We start from the raw sequence: 22,775 nt of genomic DNA, 5'->3' as shown, positions 1-22,775 counted from the left end.
TGGGTCAGCGACTTATATTTAGTAGCAAGGTTAAGCGAATAGCGGAGCCGTAGCGAAAGCGAGTGTTAACTGCGCGTTTAGTTGCTAGGTATAGACCCGAAACCCGGTGATCTAGCCATGGGCAGGTTGAAGGTTGAGTAACATCAACTGGAGGACCGAACCGACTAACGTTGAAAAGTTAGCGGATGACTTGTGGCTGGGGGTGAAAGGCCAATCAAACCGGGAGATAGCTGGTTCTCCCCGAAATCTATTTAGGTAGAGCCTCGGACGAATTCCATTGGGGGTAGAGCACTGTTAAGGCTAGGGGGTCATCCCGACTTACCAACCCTTTGCAAACTCCGAATACCAATGAGAACTATCCGGGAGACACACGGCGGGTGCTAACGTCCGTCGTGGAGAGGGAAACAACCCAGACCGCCAGCTAAGGTCCCAAAATATTGCTAAGTGGGAAACGATGTGGGAAGGCCTAGACAGCTAGGAGGTTGGCTTAGAAGCAGCCACCCTTTAAAGAAAGCGTAATAGCTCACTAGTCGAGTCGGCCTGCGCGGAAGATGTAACGGGGCTAAGCAATATACCGAAGCTGCGGCAGCACAGTTTACTGTGCTGGGTAGGGGAGCGTTGTGTAAGTGGATGAAGGTGAGTTGTAAAGCTTGCTGGACATATCACAAGTGCGAATGCTGACATGAGTAACGATAATGGGGGTGAAAAACCCCCACGCCGGAAGACCAAGGTTTCCTGTCCCATGCTAATCAGGGCAGGGTAAGTCGGCCCCTAAGGCGAGGCAGAAATGCGTAGTCGATGGGAAACGGATTAATATTTCCGTACTTATATAATCAGTGATGGAGGGACGGAGAAGGCTAGGCAAGCTTGGCGATGGTTGTCCAAGTGAAAGCGAGTAGGCCGAGAACTTAGGTAAATCCGGGTTCTTAAAGCTGAGACGCGAGACGAGCTACTAAGGTAGCGAAGTTGTTGATGCCCTGCTTCCAGGAAAAGCTTCTAAACTTATGATTATGTGAACCGTACCCCAAACCGACACAGGTGGTCAGGTAGAGAATACTAAGGCGCTTGAGAGAACTCGGGTGAAGGAACTCGGCAAAATTGTACCGTAACTTCGGGAGAAGGTACGCCCCTGTTTGTTAAGCCCTTGCGGTGGAAGCAGATGGGGGTCGCAGTGACCAGGTGGCTGGGACTGTTTATTAAAAACACAGCACTCTGCAAACTCGTAAGAGGACGTATAGGGTGTGACACCTGCCCGGTGCCGGAAGGTTAATTGATGGGGTTAGCGTAAGCGAAGCTCTTGATCGAAGCCCCGGTAAACGGCGGCCGTAACTATAACGGTCCTAAGGTAGCGAAATTCCTTGTCGGGTAAGTTCCGACCTGCACGAATGGTGTAACCATGGCCACGCTGTCTCCACCCGAGACTCAGTGAAATTGAAATCGCAGTGAAGATGCTGTGTACCCGCACCTAGACGGAAAGACCCCGTGAACCTTTACTACAGCTTGGCACTGAACATTGAACCTACATGTGTAGGATAGGTGGGAGGCTTCGAAGCACAGTCGCTAGATTGTGTGGAGCCGTCCTTGAAATACCACCCTTGTATGTTTGATGTTCTAACATTGGCCCCTTATCGGGGTTGTGGACAGTGTCTGGTGGGTAGTTTGACTGGGGCGGTCTCCTCCCAAATAGTAACGGAGGAGCACGAAGGTTAGCTAATCACGGTCGGACATCGTGAGGTTAGTGCAATGGCATAAGCTAGCTTAACTGCGAGACAGACACGTCGAGCAGGTACGAAAGTAGGTCATAGTGATCCGGTGGTTCTGTATGGAAGGGCCATCGCTCAACGGATAAAAGGTACTCCGGGGATAACAGGCTGATACCGCCCAAGAGTTCATATCGACGGCGGTGTTTGGCACCTCGATGTCGGCTCATCACATCCTGGGGCTGAAGTCGGTCCCAAGGGTATGGCTGTTCGCCATTTAAAGTGGTACGCGAGCTGGGTTTAGAACGTCGTGAGACAGTTCGGTCCCTATCTGGTGTGGGCGTTGGATGATTGATGGGAGCTGCTCCTAGTACGAGAGGACCGGAGTGGACGAACCGCTGGTGTTCGGGTTGTCATGCCAATGGCATTGCCCGGTAGCTACGTTCGGAACGGATAACCGCTGAAAGCATCTAAGCGGGAAGCCGGCCCAAAGATGAGTCATCCCTGACTTTTAAAGTCCGGAAGGGTTGTTAAAGACGATGACGTTGATAGGCAGGGTGTGGAAGCGTTGTAAGGCGTTAAGCTAACCTGTACTAATTACCCGAGAGGCTTAACCATACAACACCCAAGAAGCTTTAGGCTATGTGGTGTTGAGATTGACAAGCTTAAACAGAATAAAGCAAGTAGAGTGAAAAGTAGATTACTCTTGATTGCATTGATATCAGATTTCCTAAATTGTTAACCAGTTTTTTCCTGGCAGCCATAGCGATACGGTACCACCTGATCCCATTCCGAACTCAGAAGTGAAACGTATTAGCGCCGATGGTAGTGTGGGGTTTCCCCATGTGAGAGTAGGACACTGCCAGGTCCCATAAAGAAAAACCCGCCTAACGGCGGGTTTTTTGCTTTTTGCCTTCCTAAAAAACAGCTTGATGTTTACACGTCAAAAAATATTTATTCAATAAAACATGCGAAAACACGTATATTCATTTATTGTTACTGTACGTTCTTATTCGAGTGTTGCTTGTGGTTTTTACTCGTGCGGTTGTTTTTTCAATGTTTGTTCTAATTTTCGCTAATGCAGTGTGGGCTGACCATAATGTAAGTGATGACAATAGCGTTGTAGTATTAGGGTTAGTGGAGTTTCCTCCGTTAGTAATCCGAGACCCGGTGACTTATCAGTGCTACGGCCCTGCGGTTGACCGATCACTCGCGGTACTGAACAAAGTTGGAATAAAAGTGCATGTTGAATGCATTCCTCCCGCTCGTTTGTTTGAGTTAATGAGGGCCGGCAAAGTCGACATTACGATAAATGTCAAAACTACGGGTGCATTGGTAAATTATGTGATGTTTGCCGATACGCCATTTGCGAATTTAGCCGTTGGCCACCTAGTAAATGTTGAAATAGATGATGACAAATCGATAACAGCAATTAGGGGATATGATTATCATGGCTTACGGAATGAATTAATAGGGAATGGGTATAAGTTCTTCGATGTGACCAATAGTATCGATGCCGTTACTTTATATGCTCGAGGGCGCACCGCCAATTTACTTACTTATATGGCGCCCTATGAATACTTCCTTGATATGAACCCAGCGACAATAGTGAATTCAAACATAGTGACAACTCGCGCTATTCCCACTTATTTCGCAGTATCAAACGCGTCCCCGAAACAAACCGCGTTAATCAATTTATTAAACGAATATGCACAAAAAAACCGACTTAACTACTTTGTAAACAGTGAAGAATAATAACAGTTTAAGTTTTATTTTTTTAAAATCATAGTCTTACAGCGTAAGGTTAACGAAAGGTTCGCAAGCAAATAAACATATAGTCTTTGTTCCATGAAATCGATTATTTATCTTTTATGGACGGAACTAATAATGTTTGCGAAGCGAAACGTGATAACGAGCAAGCCTGCTCTGTATAACTTTTTTCAAGATTGCGCATTGGTAAAGATGGTTAACTTGCTTAATGAGGCCGTGGTTGTCGTAAACGGTGTCGGCACAATAGAAATAACTAATTCCCTGACGTCCTCACTGTTGGGTTTCGAAAAGAAAGCATTATTAGGTATGAGCTTATTTGATATTACCTGCGACGAAACGACAGACTCGCATGCTCTCATTAATCAGGTACTACAACAAAGCGTAAATGATACGCGTGCGCGCGCGCCGTTTGAACTTACACTGCGCGGACCCGATAGCAATACTATTGTTAACGTTGAGATGTCTATCTCGGCGCTTCCCAAAGAGCTTTACAGCGATCAGCCCTTATTTATATGTGTATTCCGAGATCTTACGTTACAACGCGCTGAACTATCAGCATTGGAAACGCGTGCAAATACTGACTTTTTAACCGGGCTGGCAAATAGGCATAGATTTTCCGAATACTTTGAAACGCAGTGGAATAAGTGCCAAAAAGAAAATAGTCCAATCAGTCTCATCTTTATTGACGTTGACCACTTTAAAAAATTTAACGACGAATTCGGCCATGTAGCAGGCGACAGGTTCTTAAAACGTATTGGGGAAACCATTGCCTTAACGGTACCTGAAGGTAAGTCGCTAGCGGTGCGTTATGGGGGGGAAGAATTCGCTATCGTTCTTCCTAAGTGTTCACCACAAACGGCGCAACTGCTTGCCATAAGAATTAAGCGACATATTTCACAATTGTCTTCACGCCACTTTTCATTAGTACAAGAAGCACAAGTTACAGTGAGTATTGGCGTAGCAAGCCAAGAAGGTGAACGATATGAAGATAAAGATTCACTGTTACGCGCTGCTGATGCTTTGTTATACCAGGCAAAATCACAAGGAAGAGATCAGATTTGTTTTTTATCATAGTATCAGCAGCTAGCTACTGATTTTGATAAGAGCGCTTTTTCAAAAGCGCCTTATCAAACTTACTATGCATTTATTGTATTATGTAATGTAATGTAATTAGGTTTCAGGGCGGTTAAGTATTTGCGGGTCTTGGCTAACAAATACTTGGTCTTTTGGCACCGTTACCAGCTTCAAACATATCGTTTCTTGGTCGGCGTCAGAATCAATTATTGTGAGTGTCTGTCCATCACTTGAAATAGCGCACTGTAAATCGTGGTTTGGGTCACCGGTTATTTCAGGTGCGATAAACCGTAACGTGTTGCTATTTTCTTCCAAGGTGTAAGTAATTACAGTATTCGGTTGCGTTACGGGGGTAGGCGCTTCTGTTGGCTTTTTTTCGCTGTCGTATATTGTGTATTTGGCTGGTGATACCGTTGTATCTACAGACACGGTGTAGCTAATTGTTGTTACTATCATTTAAGTACTCTTATTGTTATGTAAAAAGGGTGGAAAGACTGCGTCCATGGCATTTATTGTCCGTAATGTTTTTTCCACGTCATCGTGAAGGCCTACACATTGCGCAGCGTAAGCATAAGCAATGTGGTAATTCGGTTTCGAGCTTACCTTAATAAGTTCATTTGAATAGCGAAGTAGCGACTTACATCGTGTCGTATCGCTGTTTTCCATGTTCTCTTCAAAAGCTTGCCGGATCAATGCAATGTGTAGATTAATAACACGTTCATTGTTATTTGTGTAAATCGTCTTGGCGGCGAGCAAATCGCTCGATGCGGGTAATGCAAGCACAGCGTCTAATGCTTGACGGCTTGCCTGCCATTTTCCTGCGTTTTGAAGATACCTAATATGATGTAATTGAAACGTTATCGATTCGGGTTTTTCCCGCAAGTACTCACGCACGTTACGCTCATGCTCAGTAACAACATGTTTCTCTATGTTAACGTCAGCATTTGTTGATAACGTAAGTAACGCCGCACTAATTTTTATCTCATCGGTTTTCCATGCGCTATTGTTTGGGTCTTGTCGTAGCGCAATTGCTAATATATCGTGGGCTTTCATTAACGTGTCTATTGCTGCTTTATATTTGCCCGAAAGCTGCATGATCTCGGCGTGTCGCACTAAGGTGTAGGTGTACGCTTCTACTATTGCCGCATTGTTTGGCGACTGCTGTAGTAGTGCGCTAAGTATCGCTACGGCATTTGATATACTCACTGTTGCGTTTGTAATATCACCTTGGTTGAGTTGACTAGACGCTACCCATGAATATGTATCAGCAATATAGGTTTCGGCTAGAATCGTGTCTTGTGCTTTAGCGGCGTATTTCTCTTTATAAGAAAGCGATTGCTGAAAATGCGCTAAGGCCACGTTAAAGTTGTATTCTTTATACGCTAAGCTACCCAGTGAATTGTATGCATAAGCCACTTCTAATACGGCGTCGGCATCGTCGGGTAACAAGGAAAGGAGTGCTTTACTGAGTGTTAAGTATTGTTGCATTGCCCGTTGTGCCTCGACACTACGGTTCGCCTCATAGGCAATATGACCCAACCAAAACGCATTCACGCCTGCCGCTTTTAATAACTCAGTATTGTTAGGTTGTTCATCGAGTAACGCAGCTAGCCTGCGATCTGCATCTTCATAATGTGATTTCGCAGTGTCAATGTCGTCTCGGTAAAACCTGACTTCTGCCATTGCCTGTAATGACAGCGCATGTTGAAATCTTAACTCAAAGCTTGCAGAGGGTTGCGTAACGTTGAACAGCCCGCTGTTGCTTTGTTGTTGTGCATTTTCAACGTAAGAGATAGCTTGATTACTTATCCCTTCCAATAGGTCCATACGTTTTACGCTTCGCAAAGTATTAGCGAAATCACCTATCATAAAACCCATCAAGTCTTCAGCTTCTAGCCGTTTTCGCTCGGCAAGTTTCTGTAATTCAAAACTGAAAAGCATTGCGCAAAAAGAGATAACCGTAAGACAAGCCAATGCCCCAACGGTGGTTCTTTTCAACAGTTTTTTCTGTTTTTGTTTTTTTTGCGATGCAGCGATTAAACCCTTTTCATTGTCGGAAAGCTTCACGCTGCCATCTGCAAGTAAGGCAACAGCATCTGACAGTGGCTTGCCCTCAGTCAGTAAAAAGGCCTGGCTTCGCTGGTCATCTATCCACTGTTTCGTTTGCTGTTCAAGCCTACGCTTGCTTACCAGTGCGCTTTGGTGTTGTTTAAGCCAATCTTGAACGCGATGCCATCGCCTTAGTACCGCTTCATGTGCAACTTTAAAACACGGCTTGCTTTGGTGTAATTCAGACACAAACAGTCGACTTTCAACCATTAATTCTACAAATGCGATATGTGAATCGTCTTCAAGCTCATCCCATCCTGCGGTTCGACTTGTTAAGTTGCGACCATCTTCTGTTATCTGAACAATAAGGGGAAGTACGTGCTGCAATGCATTTTGAACGTTTTGTGGCATCGCATCATAACGCTGCTCAGCGCGTTGGCCGATGGCGCCGTCGATGCCCCCCAGTTTTTGGTAAGTATCATGTAGTAGCGTGTTCCCGTTTTTCTGCATATACAGTTCTTGCAACGTGTACTGCAGCAGTGGCAAGCAATCGGGTTGTAACGACGCATCGGCAAGAATAGTATCATCTAGTGTAATGGTACTTTTATCGTCTTGTTCCCATTCCAACCCAGCTGCTATCGCGGGCAGTCTTATCATCTGGCTAAGTTCACCTGACGTTGGTGGGGTAACATCAAAGTGTGCGCCACGGTCTTTATTGCGCATTAAGGCAGGAAAGTTTGCCAGCAAAGGGTAGAAGTCGTTACGAGACACCAGAAGCAACATAAAGACGCCGCTTTGAGAGAGCGTTTCTAGTACTGCAAAAACCGTATTTTTTTCAGCTTTATCCACCGCGTTAGTGGTTAGGTACGCCTCCAACCTGTCGATGACAATAGTAAAACACGCAAACGCAGCAAGTTTAGTATCGCCAGCAGCTTTAATGCTTTTTTTAGCCAGTAACACAACGTGTTCTGGATTATTTAAGAGTAATGTTGTGAGTGAGTGGGTGCTTTCACCTTCAAAGACAGGTTTGTCGCCAATATCCCAATCTAGCATCGAGGCTGCTATCTCTTCGATAATGGCCTTTGGTGTAACATCAGACATGTCGATGCTGACGTAATCGATGGTGTGAACACTACTCCCACTTTTTTTATCGAGAAGTTTGGGTAACACCCCCGCATGTATTAATGAGCTTTTGCCTGAGCCACTAGGGCCAATGATTAAAGAAAAGGGACGCTTTCTGCTGCATTGATCGGCAAGTCGAGTGAGCAATCGCTGAACCAGTTCATGTCGGCCAAAGTATATTTGGCTTTCAGCGGGCGAAAATGCTTTTAAACCGGGAAAGGGAGACCCTCCTTGCCAGTCTGTTTCGCTAGCGCGGGTTTGCTCGCTACTTACAAATTGGACAGGGGCAATAACGCGATAGCCACGCTTTCGAATTGTCTCGATAAAAATGGGGGCGCTTGCTTTATCACCTAGTGCACGACGCAGCTGTGTTATGGTTTTATGCAGTGGGTTGTCGCCCACAGGGCCCTCTGGCCAGCATTGCTCAACGAGATCATCAGCACTGATAACTGTTCCGGCCTGCTGACAGAGTAGTAACAATACATCCATCGCTTTAGGTTCGACATTTTTTTTCGTTTTACCCAAATGTAACGAGTTAGATGTTGAGTCAACTAGCCAGTCACCTAGTAAAAACTGATGCTTTTCCATTTGTTGCCCTTGATGAAAGACATTTTTTATTACAATACCACGTTATACTTTTTCAGCGTGTGAAAACGTAATGTGCTGAGTCATAGCGTTGCTGTATTAATAACATTATTAAATTCAAACTATTAGCAATTAAATGTAAAAAATTTAACATTGTATGAAATAAATTTGTTGTTTGATGGGTCTTTCTTATTACACGTGCTTATTGTACGTCACGTTTGCAAATCTTATATCGAGGATAAAATAATGAAACAAATTAATAAAACAACAATCGCTACAGCACTAGGTGCCGTTGTACTTGGCACATTCGCCTCAACCGCAGCGGTGGCAGATACTAATCCATTTGGTATGCAATCACTCGATTCTGGTTATAGCCAATTCGCAGCAGAGGGAAAATGCGGCGAAGGTAAATGTGGCGGCGATAAAAAAGCCAAAGAAGGAAAGTGCGGCGAAGGTAAATGTGGCGGCGATAAAAAAGCCAAAGAAGGAAAGTGCGGCGAAGGTAAATGTGGCGGCGATAAAAAAGCCAAAGAAGGGAAGTGCGGCGAAGGCAAATGCGGCGGCGACAAAAAAGCCAAAGAAGGAAAGTGTGGCGAAGGTAAATGCGGCGGCGACAAAAAAGCCAAAGAAGGGAAATGCGGCGAAGGTAAGTGCGGTAGCATGTAAGTGATAGGGTAGTGTAAAACTACTTTAGTTAACGACATTTGCCTATGGTCATCATTTTGATGGCCATTTTTGCTAAAAGGGGAGTGCTGAATGAAAGATGTGATTGGTGCTGGTCTTGGCTTTCGCCGAGAGATGCTTGATGAACTACTACCGGTTCTGCCTAAAGAAGTGGACTTTTGGGAAGTGGCACCGGAAAACTGGATCCCACTTGGAGGAAAGTACTTATCGCAGTTTGAACAGAGTATAAAACAGGCTCCCTTTACCACTCATGGTCTATCACTCTCTATCGGCAGTAGCGACAAATTAGACATCGAGTTTGTGAAAACGGTTAAGCGATTTCTCGACGCTAATAATATTTCACTCTACAGTGAGCATCTAAGCTACTGCTCTGGCGATGGTCACATGTATGATTTAATGCCTATCCCGTTTACTGTCGATGCAGTAAAGCACGTTGTTGAAAGAATAAAGATGGTTCAAGACATTATTGAGCGCCCCCTGGTTCTTGAAAATGTATCGTATTATTTATCACCTAGCCATGAAATGACCGAACTTGAATTTACCCGCGCGGTCATTGAAGAGTCAGGGTGTTTGATGCTACTTGACGTAAATAACGTATATGTTAATAGCATTAATCATCAGTACGACCCACATGCATTTATAGCAGGCCTTCCCAGTAGCAAAATTGTTTATGGCCACATAGCAGGTCACTATGATGAAGCGCCAGATTTGAAAGTAGACACGCATGGCGCACCGGTCATCGCGCCAGTATGGGAGCTTTTAGAATACGCCTACCTAACTCATGGCGTGTTTCCGACATTGCTAGAGCGCGATTTTAACATCCCATCAATAGAGACGTTGCTTGCAGAAGTGCGTGACATAAAGCGTATTCAAACTCGTGTAGAAAAAATTCATGCAGCCAGCTCGGAGAAACTTGCCTAGTGAATTTATTTTCCGAGCTCCAAAACAACTTCGTACAAGCGATAAAAGACCCGTCAACGTATACGCCGGCAAACGAAGATGAAGCCAGAAGAATGGCTATCTACCAATCGTTATTTTTTAACAATATTAATGGTTTCGTGAGCACAGGCTTCCCTGTATTAAAATCATTGCTAACAGACACGCAGTGGGAAAGGCTAGTAAGGCATTTTTTTATTTCTCACTCGTGCCGCACTCCCTTTTTTGCGGAGATAAGTAAAGAGTTTGTCGAGTACCTGGCATCAGATGACGTGTGCTGTGATGAGCTGCCTCCTTTTGCCGCAGAGTTAGCACACTACGAATGGTTAGAACTTGATGTAGGTATCAGAAAAACAGAGCGCCACGTTGAGTTTTTCGATGGCGACGTACTGCCGAAAAAGGTATGTGTGTCACCACTTGCTACATTGGCTTCCTATACGTTCCCTGTGCATCTAATAGGCCCTGACCATCAACCCGATACCCCTTCAAGCGAACAGCAATTTTATGTTGTATACCGCGATAGCACGTTGCAGGTGCAATTCGCGCACATAAACTCAGTCTCAGCGATGTTGTTTTACACCATAGAGCAATATGAAAATGGAGTTACGATAGATGTGCTTGAAGCGAGCCTTGTGAAGCAATTACCGCAGATACCTAAAGAAGCGGTTATCAATGGCATGCGTCAAACGATGTTTGACATGCTGACAAAAGGAATGGTGTTACCTGCCTGACAGCCAGTGCGTTGCATAATATTTAGCCTTGAAATTTTTTTGCTATCAAAAGAAAACCACTTAAAGGCTTCGTTATCATTAATTTTATCCCTTATCTGTTGTGAAAGTAACCGATTGATGACATTTAGACTGTCAATCGTGCGTGCTTTCGATTAACATTTACGACCATTTTTTTGTTCGTAAAAATTGTTTAGGTAATGCAAATGGCTGACAATTCAGATTTCAAAGAAGTTTACAACAAGTGGTATTTCCTCGCATCATTAGTTACTTTGCTTGCGTTTCCGTTGATGCATATCATCTGCGGTTGGTTTACCTTCTGGTTATAAAGCAGAGACTCAAGGCATAATTGTGACTGCAGAATATATTAAGTCAGTAGTAAAAACCGTACCCGACTATCCTAAGCCGGGTATTTTGTTTAGAGATGTAACGAGCGTTTTGGAAGATCACAAAGCGTTCAGTAGCTGTATTTCGTTATTGCTAGAGAAATTCCAAGGCATGGGATTTACAAAAGTTGCGGGTACCGAAGCAAGAGGTTTCTTGTTCGGCGCACCACTAGCAATTGAGATGGGCATTGGTTTTGTACCGGTACGTAAGCCAAACAAACTTCCACGTGAAGTCGTCAGTGAAAGCTATGAACTGGAGTACGGCACAGATACCCTCGAAATACATAAAGATGCTATCGAACCAGGCGACAAGGTGTTGTTAATTGATGACCTTCTTGCTACCGGAGGCACTATTGCTGCGTCAGTAGCACTCATTCGACGCCTAGGCGGAGAAGTGAACCACGCCGGGTTTGTTATTGGTTTGCCTGATTTAGGCGGTCGCGAAAAATTGGAAGCGCTTAGCGTAGACAGTTTCGCACTGTGTGAATTTGAAGGCGAATAAGGAAAAGTAATCGCGCAATGAGTTATCAGGTTTTAGCAAGGAAATGGCGTCCAGGAAAGTTCAGTGAACTGGTAGGGCAGGAGCATGTTGTCTCTGCTATTTCCAATGCCCTCGATAACGATCGCCTGCATCACGCGTACTTGTTCACAGGTACTCGTGGGGTGGGCAAAACAACCATTGCGCGAATTTTTTCAAAAAGCTTAAACTGCGAGGAAGGCCAAGGCGCTAATCCTTGTGGGCAGTGTAATACGTGTAAAGAGATTGAGCAGGGTAACTTTGTTGATCTATTAGAAATAGATGCTGCATCTAGAACCAAGGTGGAAGATACTCGAGAGCTTTTAGATAATGTGCAGTACAAGCCTAGTCGTGGGCGTTTCAAAGTGTACCTTATCGATGAAGTTCATATGCTGTCTAAGCATAGCTTTAATGCGTTACTCAAAACGCTTGAAGAACCGCCTCCACATGTAAAATTCTTACTCGCGACTACCGATCCGCAAAAGTTACCTGTCACGATACTATCGCGCTGTTTGCAGTTTAATCTAAAGGCATTATCTCGCGAGCAGATCGTTGGGCAGCTTACGCATATTCTTCAGCAAGAATCGCTTGATTTTGAAGCGCCAGCGTTATCTCTGTTAGCGCGAGCGGCACAAGGAAGTATGCGTGATGCGCTAAGCTTGACTGATCAAGCCATTGCGCAGGGCGGAAATGCCGTTATGGCCGGCGTGGTCACCGACATGCTCGGTTTAATGGATAAAAACCAGCTATTGAAGTTGTTGCATGCCGTAGTGACCAAAACGCCTGCAGACGTTATGGCAATTGTCGAGGACATGGCCGACCAAGCGCCAGATTACGACCAAGTTCACGCAGAACTTGGCAGTATGTTGCATCAAATTGCGCTTACCCAGTGGGTACCAGAGGCATGTAAGCTTGAAACAACGTCGGCGAAAGCAATTTACCAGCTAGCGAAAAGCATTCCGGCTGAGCAAGTTCAGTTGCTGTATCAAATTACGTTGCAAGGAAGAAAAGACCTTCCTTTCGCCGCTGACGGGCGAAGCGCATTAGAAATGACACTGTTGCGAATGATGACGTTCGCACCTGATACTCCGATCCCCGATCCACAAAGTGAAATAAGCAATGGAGAGGTATCTCCGTCACTTCCGATTAGTCGTACTGACGTGAGCAGTGCCGCCTCAGATGCTGTGCAGGATTCTCTTAATAGTGAACCTCATTTAGAAAGTGACCCACATCAAAGTGAAGGAAGCGTTACGGTATCAGAGGCTACGCCTGAGACGAGGCAAGGTTTGCACGATGCGTTTCAAGAAGACAATCATCGTGATGAAAATACAAAGCCTACGGCTTATGATGCAACACGCCCACATAATAACCAAACGCAAGAGGGTGAAGACGGTCACATTACGCTAGCGGTGAATAGTGCTTCTCAGCATGAACATCAGCATGAAAGCGCACAGCCGCTTCAGCAAAACGAAAACGACACAAACCATTATGGCGGCGACACGTTGCCGTTAGATGCCTATTTTGATGATGCTCCGGCGCAAAGTGATGATGAATATAATGGCGATAGCGCCTTAGCAGCGCATGCTTCACCGGCATTACCACAAACACCACAAGTCGATGATAGCGTATCAAATACATCATCGGCATCACCAGAAGAGCAGCTTACCTCTACGGCCGATATGCTAGCCTTACGACAGCGTCTAAAACAGCGTCGTGAGGAGGGGCTCACATCAGCCGTAAAAAAGTCTGAAGCGGTCAACGAGACCGATGATTTTGTTAGTCGCCTGTCTCGTGCTAAGGATGAAGAGCGACGCTCACGACAAGATACTGATGAGCCTCAACCGGCTTCGCCCGCGGTTGCGCAAACCACCGACCATAACGACCCACCGCCGTGGAACGTTGGTGTGGGTTCTGATGAGAGTTACCGTGATGATGACTATCACGCCGACCACGATGCAGATACACCATTTGCTGTGGCATCCGACATGGCAACATCAAACGATTCTGCACAAACGCCGTTAAACGATAAGGATAACAGCGCACACACCGACTTGGTTGACGATGCCGCGCCCAATAACGTTGCCGAGCAGGACCTAAATCGACAAGCGCCTGATAACCATCACGTTACACATGAAAATTATGACAGCGGTTTTGCTAGCAATGCTACATCGTTCAATGCCACAACGTCTGGTGAGTATGAAAACAATACCTTCGACAATAGTGGAAGCAGCACTGCTGGATATAAAGGGCCACTAACTGCCTATTTAAACGACGGTCAAAAGCTCCTGCACGCTAGTCAAATTGACGCGTGGAGTAATCTCGTTGAACAGATGCCAGTTGCTGGTTTGTTAAAACAGCTGGTGTTACACGCGGCATTTAAACAAGAAAATAACCAGATAACGCTTGAAATTGACAATAGTCAGGCGCATCTATTAAATGAAAACAATAAAGCGCAACTTGTCTCAGCGTTACACCAATGCGTAGGCAACAGTGTAAATGTCGACATTGTGTTAGGCACGCCAGACAAAACACCTTTTGGTTTGCAGCAAGAAATTCAAGGGATGCGCCACGCGCATGCACATACGGTTATAAAAACTGATGAAACAATACAGTCGTTACTATCTACATTCGACGCTTCAGTCATCACCGATACGGTAAAGGCAAGATAGTAGCAGTTTATTAAGTACCCAAACTAAGCGAGAAAGAATATGTTTAAAGGTGGAATGGGCAATATGATGAAGCAGGCGCAGCAAATGCAAGAGCGCATGCAAAAAGCACAAGATGAATTAGCTAAACTAGAAGTAACTGGTGAGGCGGGTGCGGGTATGGTTAAAGTTACCATGACGTGCAACCATAATGTTCGTCGTGTCGAAATTGATGAGTCGTTGATGGACGATGATAAAGACATGGTTGAAGATTTGGTTGCTGCTGCGTTTAACGATGCCGTTCGCCGAGTGCAAGAGACCAGTAAAGAAAAAATGAGCGGCGTAACGGGCGGAATGCCGTTACCTCCAGGCTTCAAAATGCCGTTCTAGTTTTTGCTTCGCCGCTTTCCATTATAAACCGTGGCAAGGGGGGCAAAGCAGAGGTACTTTAAAAAAGACGCTAGTGCAAACTAGCGTCTTTTTTGTTACAAGCGCTTCGTTTACTAAAATACGTTACAACAGTGTGCTCTCAATATGGCGAAGTAAACATGCATTTCAACCAATTTATGCGATAACAATGGTTATAAATAAACGGTTTAACGCCTAAATCAGTATCAACTAATAATGCGCCGCTACGCTGTATTTTTCTTACCTTCTTAGCCAGCATAACGTATTATCAAACCGCTATTTTTGCCTTATATTTTCATTGGAAGGATTACACCGTGCTACGGAAAGGCCTAGTAAGCTCGACACTTATTTTACTCCCCATTGCAATGATTGCATTTATATTCAGTATTTTCGAACTGTTCAGTATGAAGACTGTAACGGTAGACCCCAAGCTTAGGGAGATTTCAGGGATTGAGTTTGATAAGTACAAGCGAATGTGGGCAATAAATGACGGAGGGGATGGACCGAAGCTATACATGCTTAATAAAGACGGCTCGATAGCACGAGAAGTTACCGTAACTAACGCAAAGAATGTTGACTGGGAAGACATGACGCAAAACCGGTTTGGTCATTTCTTCCTTGGTGATTTTGGTAATAACGACAATGACAGACGCTGGTTCACGATTTATAAAATTGAAAACCCCATAGATATAAAGACCGATACCACGGAGGCTGAAATCATAAAGTTTACTTATCCCAAAATGGGTGAGGGTGAGATTAAACCAGAAGATAAAAATTATGATTTAGAGGCATTTGTTGAATTTAATCGCCACCTTTATCTTTTTACGAAAAACAGAACAAAGCCCTTCGACGGTATTACCAAGCTGTATCGCGTGGGCGATCATGCCGCTAATTTCGATGCGGAACTTATCGGTGAATTTAAAACCTGTACTACGCTTGAAAAATTATGTTGGATAACGTCTGCAGCAATGAGCCCAGATAGAACTAAGCTGGTGTTGCTAGATTCAACCAGTGTGTGGCTATTTGAAAATTTTGAAGGCGATAATTTTTTTAGTGGTGATATATCACGTATCGATTTAGGCGTAGTGACGCAGAAAGAAGCGGTAACGTTTTACGATGACAATACCCTTGTGTTTACTGATGAAGAATTCCAAGGCTTGGTTGGTGGGAATATTTATGAAGTTAAACTCGACCAGGTGAAGCGTAACGTGATTAAATACCGCCAAGAAGATGATAGCAATGAACAATGAAGTAGTCTCATTATGAAGTTTAGCCCCTTACTTGCAGAGCTAATTGAAGCGCTAACTTGCCTGCCTGGTGTTGGCAAAAAAAGTGCACAGCGTATGGCCTTTCATTTATTAGAGCGAAACCGTAAAGGTGCGCTGGATTTAAGCAATGTACTGCACAATGCCATGGACCATATTCATCATTGTAAGCGCTGCAGAACGTTTACTGAGGATGAGCTGTGCGATATTTGTCGCCACCCTGAGCGCGAGGCGAGTGGGCTGCTCTGCGTAGTTGAGAGCCCTCAGGACGTACTGGCAATTGAACAAACGCTAAGTTACAAAGGGCAGTACTTTGTGTTGATGGGAAGGCTTTCACCTATTGATGGAGTGGGGCCTAAAGAAATAGGGCTTAGCGAGCTTGAAAAGCGGCTAGAAGCAGGAAATATTTCAGAAGTAATTTTAGCGACCAATCCTACCGTGGAAGGTGAAGCCACCGCGCATTATATTGGCCAAATATGTGCTTCACATGATGTCGAGGCATCAAGAATTGCGCATGGTGTGCCGGTTGGAGGAGAGCTTGAGTATATTGATGGGAATACGCTTACTCATGCGTTTTCAGGACGAAGAAAGCTATAACGCGGTGTGTATTCGCTGCAAACCGCCTTTTTAAGCTAGAATTCCGCATAAATTTTATGGGTAAAGGTTGAAAAGTGAGTCAGCCGTCCTTACTTGTTTGGATGAAGTGTGATCCATTCAACGAGGAGATATTGGATTATGGCTGAAGCAGCCCATAAAGAAACCCACGGTTTTCAAACAGAAGTAAAACAGCTTCTGCATCTAATGATTCATTCTTTGTACTCAAACAAAGAGATCTTCTTACGCGAGTTAGTTTCTAACGCAGCCGATGCAGCAGATAAGTTGCGTTTTAAGGCGTTAGAAAATGACAGCTTATATGAGAACGATGGCGACCTTAACGTTAAACTTAGCGTTGATAGCGAAGCGAATACGGTGACCATTACTGATAATGGCATTGGTATGAACCGCGATGACGTTATTGCAAACTTAGGTACTATCGCAAAATCAGGCACCAAAGATTTTTTCAGCAAGCTTTCGGGTGACAACGCGAAAGACTCTCAGCTTATTGGTCAATTCGGCGTAGGCTTTTATTCGGCGTTTATCGTCGCGAGTAAAGTCGTTGTGCGTACACGTGCTGCTGGTGCAGACACATCAGAAGGTGTTGAGTGGACGTCAGAGGGTGAAGGTGAGTTTACGATTGCTGAAATCAACAAGCCTAGCCGTGGTACCGAAATTATATTATACCTTCGTGAAGACGAAAAAGAGTTTGCGGATGCGTGGCGTCTTCGCTCAATCGTAAGTAAATACTCTGACCATATCAGCATTCCTGTGCAAATGTGGAAAGACGAAGTACCTGAAAGCGAAGGGCCTGATGGCGAAAAAACACCTGCACAGCCAGGTGAGTGGGAAGTGGTCAACAAGGCAACCGCCCTATGGACTCGTGAAAAATCAGACGTTTCTGATGAAGAGTATCAAGAATTCTACAAGCATATTTCTCACGATTTTGCCGATCCCCTTTCATGGGCGCACAACAAAGTAGAAGGTAAAACAGAGTATACCAGCTTGTTGTATATCCCTTCTAAAGCACCGTTTGATATGTGGAATCGCGAACAAAGCCACGGCTTGAAGCTGTATGTTCAGCGTGTATTTATTATGGACGACGCTGAGCAGTTCATGCCGACATATTTACGTTTCGTCAAAGGGTTGCTAGACAGTAACGACCTACCACTGAACGTATCACGTGAAATTCTTCAAGATAACAAAGTAACGCAAGCACTGCGTCAAGGTTGTACTAAGCGTGTGCTTCAGATGCTTGAAAAAATGGCGAAGAACGATGCCGATAAGTACCAGTCTTTCTGGAATGAATTTGGTAACGTATTAAAAGAAGGCCCGGCTGAAGACTTTAGTAATAAAGAGAAGATTGCTGGATTGCTTCGCTTTACATCAACAGGCACAGAGTCTGATGCGCAAACGGTATCGCTAGCCGATTACATTGAGCGCATGAAAGAAGGCCAAGAAAAAATATATTATGTTACTGCTGATAGTCTTCAAGCAGCGAAGTCTAGCCCACACCTTGAGATCTTCCGTAAGAAAGGGATTGAAGTATTGCTAATGGGCGAGCGTATTGACGAATGGTTAATGTCTCACCTTACTGAATTCAACGAGAAGCAGTTCGAGTCTATTGCAAAAGCAAACTTGGATTTAGGCGACTTAGAGGACGAAGAAAGCAAGAAGGCGCAGGAAGAAGCAGAAAAAGAAGTTGAAGGTATCCTTGAGCGTGCTAAAACTGCGTTAGGCGATAAGGTTGTAGACGTTAAGTTTACACACCGCCTTACTGACTCTCCTGCATGTATCGTTGCAGACGATAACGGTATGACAACGCAGATGATGAAGTTGATGCAAGCTGCTGGTCAAACGGTGCCAGACGTGAAGTATCACTTCGAGCTTAACCCAGAGCACAGCTTAGTTAAAATGCTGGCGGATGTTCAAGACGAAGGCATGTTCACACAGTGGGTTGGGGTGTTATTCGACCAAGCTGCTCTGTCTGAGCAAGGCAGTTTGAAAGACCCATCAAGCTTTGTACAAAACGTGAACGACTTACTGATGAAGTTAGCTAAATAAGCGCGCATTTCGTAAAGTAAGTATGTTAAAAAACGGGCTTTATGCCCGTTTTTTATTTCTAGTAGCATAATTCATATTTATAAATTTTTTTATGCTATATTTTAAACACTTAATATTTTGCTATTTGCGAATTTGTCACAGTAACTCCGCGTGTGGCTACAAGGCCATCACCGGGTTTATAAGTTGAGTATATATTCGCCATTAGTCTTAAGATTAACCGTACAGTAGGGCTTATACTTGTCACTATGCCGTCTAATGTGTAAAGTGCCCGAAGTAAAAAGTTCAATAATCATAAGCGGAGAACGCACTCATGCGAATTATTCTTCTCGGCGCTCCTGGCGCGGGTAAGGGCACACAAGCTCAGTTCTTAATGGGCAAATACGGAATTCCTCAGATTTCTACGGGTGATATGCTGCGTGCAGCAATCAAAGCCGGTACCGAGCTTGGTTTAGCGGCTAAGCGAGTTATGGACGAAGGTAAGCTAGTTTCTGATGAACTGATTATTGGTTTAGTTAAAGAGCGTATTGCTCAGGACGACTGTAAAGACGGTTTCCTACTAGACGGGTTTCCTCGCACCATTCCTCAAGCTGACGCAATGAAAGAAGCGGGCGTTAATGTTGATCACTGCATCGAGTTTGATGTGCCTGACGATGTTATCGTAGAGCGCATGGGCGGACGCCGCGTTCACCCAGCATCAGGTCGCGTTTATCATGTGGTCTACAACCCACCAAAGGTTGAAGGAAAAGATAACGAAACAGGTGAAGACCTTATTGTTCGTGATGACGACAAAGAAGAGACGGTTCGCAAACGTCTTGCCATTTATCATGAGCAAACAAAGCCACTTGTGAATTACTACACCGCAGAAGCTGAAGCAGGCAACTGTCAGTACCACAAATTAGATGGTACTCGCCCTGTTGAAGAAGTCAGTGCACAACTAGCCAGCACCCTTGGCTAATAAGATGGTATTTAAGAAAAGGTCGCGCAAGCGGCCTTTTTTGTTGCTTGTAACTTCAGTGTGGATCACGTTTAATAAGCAAAAGTTAATAAAGGTGCGAGAGAAAGGTTTCTCATTGGTACCCATTACAATAATAAAAATACGGAGTTAACTATGGTATTGCCGATTACGGCGTTTTACGCGAGTCTATTGGGTATCTGCTACTTGTACTTGTCGTTTGTTGTTATTGGCGCGCGTCGTCGACACAATGTAGGTATTGGCGATGGTGGGCATGAAGACTTAAACCGCTTAGCCCGTGCTCACGGTAACTTCAGTGAATATGTTCCAATCACATTAATTATGATTGCCTGTTTTGAAGCAAATACGGGTCAAGCCTGGGCGGTGCACAGCCTTGGAACAGCATTGTTGTTTGGGCGCGTATTACACGCTTATGGATTGGGAAAACACGCAGGCGTAAGCTGGCAGCGTTTTTCAGGTATGATCCTTACATTTCTTGCCATGCTTTGTGCAGCAATCGGTAACCTAATACTTATCCATTTTGGTATGTGATTGCACTAGTAAAATAGCGCCCGAGGCACGCAGATGCCATCGAGCGCTATGCTGTTTACATGCTTTTAAAAGCGGTAGCTTAGCTTAGAATATAAGAAGCGGCCTCTAGGGTTGTGAACGCCACCGACGTAACCGTATAAGTCGCTATCACCATTACCTATTGCAAACGGTGGTTCCTCATCAAGCAGGTTATTTGCACCTAATACAACACGAAAGTTTTCGCTCATGTTGTAGCCAACCTGTAAGTCGACCAATATTTGCGAATCTACCGTGCGTGATGTGTTTTCTTCAAAGTCTAAAATACCGTCGAAGTTAATATCTGGTGTATCTTCAAACTCTCCAACAAAGCTAATATTGAGGTTTGCGTCAAACGACCCTTTGTTCCACGTTGTGCCAAACAACCAACGGTGCTCTGGGTAGCCATACTCACCAGTAAAATCTAACCCATTTCTCTCAAAGTTGCTCATGTAAGACCAATCAAGGTTGAAATTAAGGTTACCGAACTCTGTCATGTCCATTGCGTAGTTAGCGCTAAAGTCGACACCTGACGCTTCTTGTGATGATACATTCTGATAGGTATTAAAGATTTTTTGGATTACGCCAAGTGACTGACCATCTTGCGGTGCTAATCGAACACAAACGGTGCTGTTCTGGTTATTACATTCTGCGTCATACACGAGGCCAAATTGCTGTTCGTCTATTTTGTTATCTTGCGTGATGCTCCAAACATCGACACTGATCCCAATTTCTTGAGTAGGAGCATAGATAACGCCCACATTCCAAGACTCAGACTCTTCAGCATCTAGATTCGGGTTACCGCCAAATTCGATATTATAGTCTAACGATTCGCAGTCTAACCCTGTAGCGTCGCAGCGATACCGGTCAACAAAGAACACACTTTTTTGAGATGGGCCTAATCCCACTTGTGCCAACGAGGGGGCTCTGAAGCCTTGTGCCCATGAAGCACGCAGAGTAACTTCATCGCTTGGCGCCCAGCGAAGGGCAACTTTCGGATTAGTGGTACTGCCAAAATCGCTAAAATGATCGTAACGACCAGCAACCTGAAGTTCAAGTTCGTCAGCTAACGGTATAGATAGCTCTAAATAAGAGGCATACTGGTCGCGCTCTGCTTGCGCAGAAACCGACTCGGTACCAAATATCAAGCCGCGTTGAAACTGAATGTCTGGCACATCAGAGACTTGCTCTTCTCGGTACTCGACACCGGCTGCCATCATAACTACGTCGTCACCGAAGGCAAAGGCTTCGCCAGAAATATGCGCGTCTACACTTGTCATTCGTGATTCACCACGACGAACAAGGCTGGTTGTAATTTCATCAATAACACTTTGCGGGTTGGTTACACCGCCAAAAGGGTTATAGTTACCTAAATCAATTTGCTCTTGTAGCCAGTCAACACGAACCCAGCCTTGCGATTGGTCGCCACTTTGCTCTGACTTACTGCGTCCTTTCTGTACTGATGCTTCCCAGTCATAATCGTTAAATTGACCACGAAGGCCCGCAACTAAGCGCAAGGTGTCGGTTTGAATGTCCCAGCGGCGGGGGCCCGCGTCTACCGGGCGATAGCGTCCAATCTCAATATCTTGTCCAAAAGGGTTGTTGGGGTGTGTGCCAGGTACGGTAAGGCCTGCATCTTCGTCTAGTGGTGTTGCCGCACCGCCCGCCTCAGAGGTATTGTGTTGCATGGCTACTTCCATGAAGGCCGTCGTATCTGAAGATATTTTATAATCGAACTGTCCAATGAAACCCACCCGTTCTGATGCGGGTATGGTTAAACCAAACGGGCCGTAATCGAATAAACAGCTGCCAGACGCCGTTGCATTTTCAGGCGGGCAGTCTGGGTCGATAGTTTTTACGCCATCTACATAAAAATAACCGGGGTAGCCTCGAGATGAGCGAAAATCCATACCGCCATAAGGTGACTGATTGGCTGTTCCAAAACGTCCCATCTCATCTGCACCTAACTGACTATTGTTGAAGTAATCAATAATGACAGTGGCGCTACTTTTATCGCTTTGTGAGCCCCATAAAATGTTGGCAGTGGTTTCGTCGTAACTTGGCCCCGTTGTTCCCCCATAGCCCACGTTCACTTCAAGGCCGTCGTAGTCTTTTTTCAATACGATATTGACCACGCCAGCGACAGCATCTGAGCCATAAATAGCCGACGCGCCATCTTTAAGTATATCGATTCTTTCAATGGCAGAGACTGGAATGGCGTTTATATCAACAAATGAGTTGGTGATGCTCTCGGCAAATGCGCTGATAGCGACACGTCGACCATTGATAAGTACTAACGTGGCATCAGGGCCCATTCCTCTTAGCGAGACCGCGGCGGCGCCGTTTGCTGTTGAATCTTGGCTATTGTTACGGGTTGAAAATGTTCCAGCGCCAGTGGCGGGCATTCTTTCGAGCAGTTGTTGTAGATTTTCGTATCCCATTCCTTCAATCATTGTCGCGTCGATTGATTGAATCGGTGAGGGGCCTTCCATATCCGTTCGCTTGATCCGCGAGCCCGTTACTGCAATACGCTCAACGCTTTTAGCGCCGTCCTCTGCTTGTTGTGCGTATACTGGGGAGACTACTGATAATCCTGTGAGCGCGATACCGACAGCTATCGCGCTACGCTTAACACCATGTTTCATTATAATTTCCTTATTTTCCATTTTACGTGTTGTGTAGTAATGGCAACATGTACAAGCAACCTCATGTCGCCAGTAGCTGTAATA

General features: G+C 44.9%; 17 protein-coding genes and 2 rRNA genes (1 of these 19 running past the window's edge). 16 read left to right on the top strand and 3 right to left on the bottom strand.

What is annotated here, in order from left to right; translation table 11 throughout:
* The 4 genes from ACOJRU_RS11515 to ACOJRU_RS11500 all read left to right on the top strand — a co-directional run.
* Window positions 1-2,318: ribosomal RNA gene (locus tag ACOJRU_RS11515) — 23S ribosomal RNA — on the top strand (it extends 561 nt beyond the left edge of the window).
* Between the two features lie 134 nt (window positions 2,319-2,452).
* Window positions 2,453-2,568 (top strand): 5S ribosomal RNA (rrf, locus tag ACOJRU_RS11510).
* A 188-nt stretch (window positions 2,569-2,756) separates the two neighbouring features.
* Window positions 2,757-3,455 carry a hypothetical protein gene (locus tag ACOJRU_RS11505; RefSeq protein WP_421131890.1) on the top strand — a complete coding sequence of 233 codons (699 nt, stop codon included), beginning with the start codon at window positions 2,757-2,759 and terminating at the stop codon, window positions 3,453-3,455.
* A 132-nt stretch (window positions 3,456-3,587) separates the two neighbouring features.
* Window positions 3,588-4,544: a diguanylate cyclase domain-containing protein gene (locus ACOJRU_RS11500; protein ID WP_421131889.1), complete on the top strand. Its 957-nt coding sequence runs from the start codon at window positions 3,588-3,590 to the stop codon at window positions 4,542-4,544.
* Window positions 4,545-4,640: 96 nt separating this feature from the next.
* On the opposite strand, the gene ACOJRU_RS11495 is transcribed toward ACOJRU_RS11500, so the two are convergent.
* Complete coding sequence (locus ACOJRU_RS11495; protein WP_421131888.1) at window positions 4,641-5,000, bottom strand: DP-EP family protein; 360 nt, start codon at window positions 4,998-5,000, stop codon at window positions 4,641-4,643.
* Window positions 5,001-8,303, bottom strand: a complete 3,303-nt coding sequence (locus tag ACOJRU_RS11490; protein ID WP_421131887.1) for a winged helix-turn-helix domain-containing protein — start codon at window positions 8,301-8,303, stop codon at window positions 5,001-5,003.
* A 243-nt stretch (window positions 8,304-8,546) separates the two neighbouring features.
* Between ACOJRU_RS11490 and ACOJRU_RS11485 the strand changes: the two genes are divergently transcribed.
* The 12 genes from ACOJRU_RS11485 to ACOJRU_RS11430 all read left to right on the top strand — a co-directional run bounded on the left by ACOJRU_RS11485 (window position 8,547) and on the right by ACOJRU_RS11430 (window position 20,031).
* Window positions 8,547-8,966, top strand: a complete 420-nt coding sequence (locus tag ACOJRU_RS11485; protein ID WP_421131886.1) for a hypothetical protein — start codon at window positions 8,547-8,549, stop codon at window positions 8,964-8,966.
* Window positions 8,967-9,056: 90 nt separating this feature from the next.
* Window positions 9,057-9,905, top strand: a complete 849-nt coding sequence (locus tag ACOJRU_RS11480; RefSeq protein ID WP_421131885.1) for a DUF692 domain-containing protein — start codon at window positions 9,057-9,059, stop codon at window positions 9,903-9,905.
* Window positions 9,905-10,651 carry a DNA-binding domain-containing protein gene (locus ACOJRU_RS11475; RefSeq protein ID WP_421131884.1) on the top strand — a complete coding sequence of 249 codons (747 nt, stop codon included), beginning with the start codon at window positions 9,905-9,907 and terminating at the stop codon, window positions 10,649-10,651. Before ACOJRU_RS11480 ends, ACOJRU_RS11475 begins: the two co-directional genes overlap by 1 nt.
* 203 nt (window positions 10,652-10,854) lie before the next feature.
* The gene (locus tag ACOJRU_RS11470) at window positions 10,855-10,977 is read left to right on the top strand and encodes a hypothetical protein (RefSeq protein ID WP_258313044.1); all 123 of its coding nucleotides are present in this window, start codon (window positions 10,855-10,857) and stop codon (window positions 10,975-10,977) included.
* Window positions 10,978-10,999: 22 nt separating this feature from the next.
* Window positions 11,000-11,536 (top strand): adenine phosphoribosyltransferase, encoded by a 537-nt coding sequence (apt, locus tag ACOJRU_RS11465; protein WP_421131883.1) that lies wholly within the window; start codon window positions 11,000-11,002, stop codon window positions 11,534-11,536.
* A 17-nt stretch (window positions 11,537-11,553) separates the two neighbouring features.
* Window positions 11,554-14,220, top strand: coding sequence for a DNA polymerase III subunit gamma/tau (dnaX, locus tag ACOJRU_RS11460; protein ID WP_421131882.1), 2,667 nt, complete (start codon window positions 11,554-11,556; stop codon window positions 14,218-14,220).
* Between the two features lie 39 nt (window positions 14,221-14,259).
* Window positions 14,260-14,586, top strand: a complete 327-nt coding sequence (locus ACOJRU_RS11455) for a YbaB/EbfC family nucleoid-associated protein (RefSeq protein WP_421131881.1) — start codon at window positions 14,260-14,262, stop codon at window positions 14,584-14,586.
* Window positions 14,587-14,918: 332 nt separating this feature from the next.
* Complete coding sequence (locus ACOJRU_RS11450; protein WP_421131880.1) at window positions 14,919-15,854, top strand: hypothetical protein; 936 nt, start codon at window positions 14,919-14,921, stop codon at window positions 15,852-15,854.
* Between the two features lie 12 nt (window positions 15,855-15,866).
* Window positions 15,867-16,466 (top strand): recombination mediator RecR, encoded by a 600-nt coding sequence (gene recR, locus ACOJRU_RS11445; protein ID WP_421131879.1) that lies wholly within the window; start codon window positions 15,867-15,869, stop codon window positions 16,464-16,466.
* 138 nt (window positions 16,467-16,604) lie between these two features.
* Window positions 16,605-18,527, top strand: a complete 1,923-nt coding sequence (htpG, locus tag ACOJRU_RS11440; protein ID WP_421131878.1) for a molecular chaperone HtpG — start codon at window positions 16,605-16,607, stop codon at window positions 18,525-18,527.
* Between the two features lie 310 nt (window positions 18,528-18,837).
* Complete coding sequence (gene adk / locus ACOJRU_RS11435; protein ID WP_421131877.1) at window positions 18,838-19,482, top strand: adenylate kinase; 645 nt, start codon at window positions 18,838-18,840, stop codon at window positions 19,480-19,482.
* A gap of 153 nt (window positions 19,483-19,635) precedes the next feature.
* Complete coding sequence (locus ACOJRU_RS11430) at window positions 19,636-20,031, top strand: MAPEG family protein (protein ID WP_421131876.1); 396 nt, start codon at window positions 19,636-19,638, stop codon at window positions 20,029-20,031.
* A gap of 65 nt (window positions 20,032-20,096) precedes the next feature.
* Here the strand turns inward: ACOJRU_RS11430 and ACOJRU_RS11425 are convergent, their stop codons facing one another.
* Window positions 20,097-22,691: a TonB-dependent receptor gene (locus tag ACOJRU_RS11425; RefSeq protein WP_421131875.1), complete on the bottom strand. Its 2,595-nt coding sequence runs from the start codon at window positions 22,689-22,691 to the stop codon at window positions 20,097-20,099.
* Window positions 22,692-22,775: the final 84 nt, after the last annotated feature.

Source organism: Alteromonas algae (genome assembly GCF_049117195.1).
In the GTDB taxonomy this organism is placed as follows: domain Bacteria; phylum Pseudomonadota; class Gammaproteobacteria; order Enterobacterales; family Alteromonadaceae; genus Alteromonas.
Note: the sequence above shows the minus strand (reverse complement) of the source record. Positions and strands in the feature narration are given on the sequence as shown.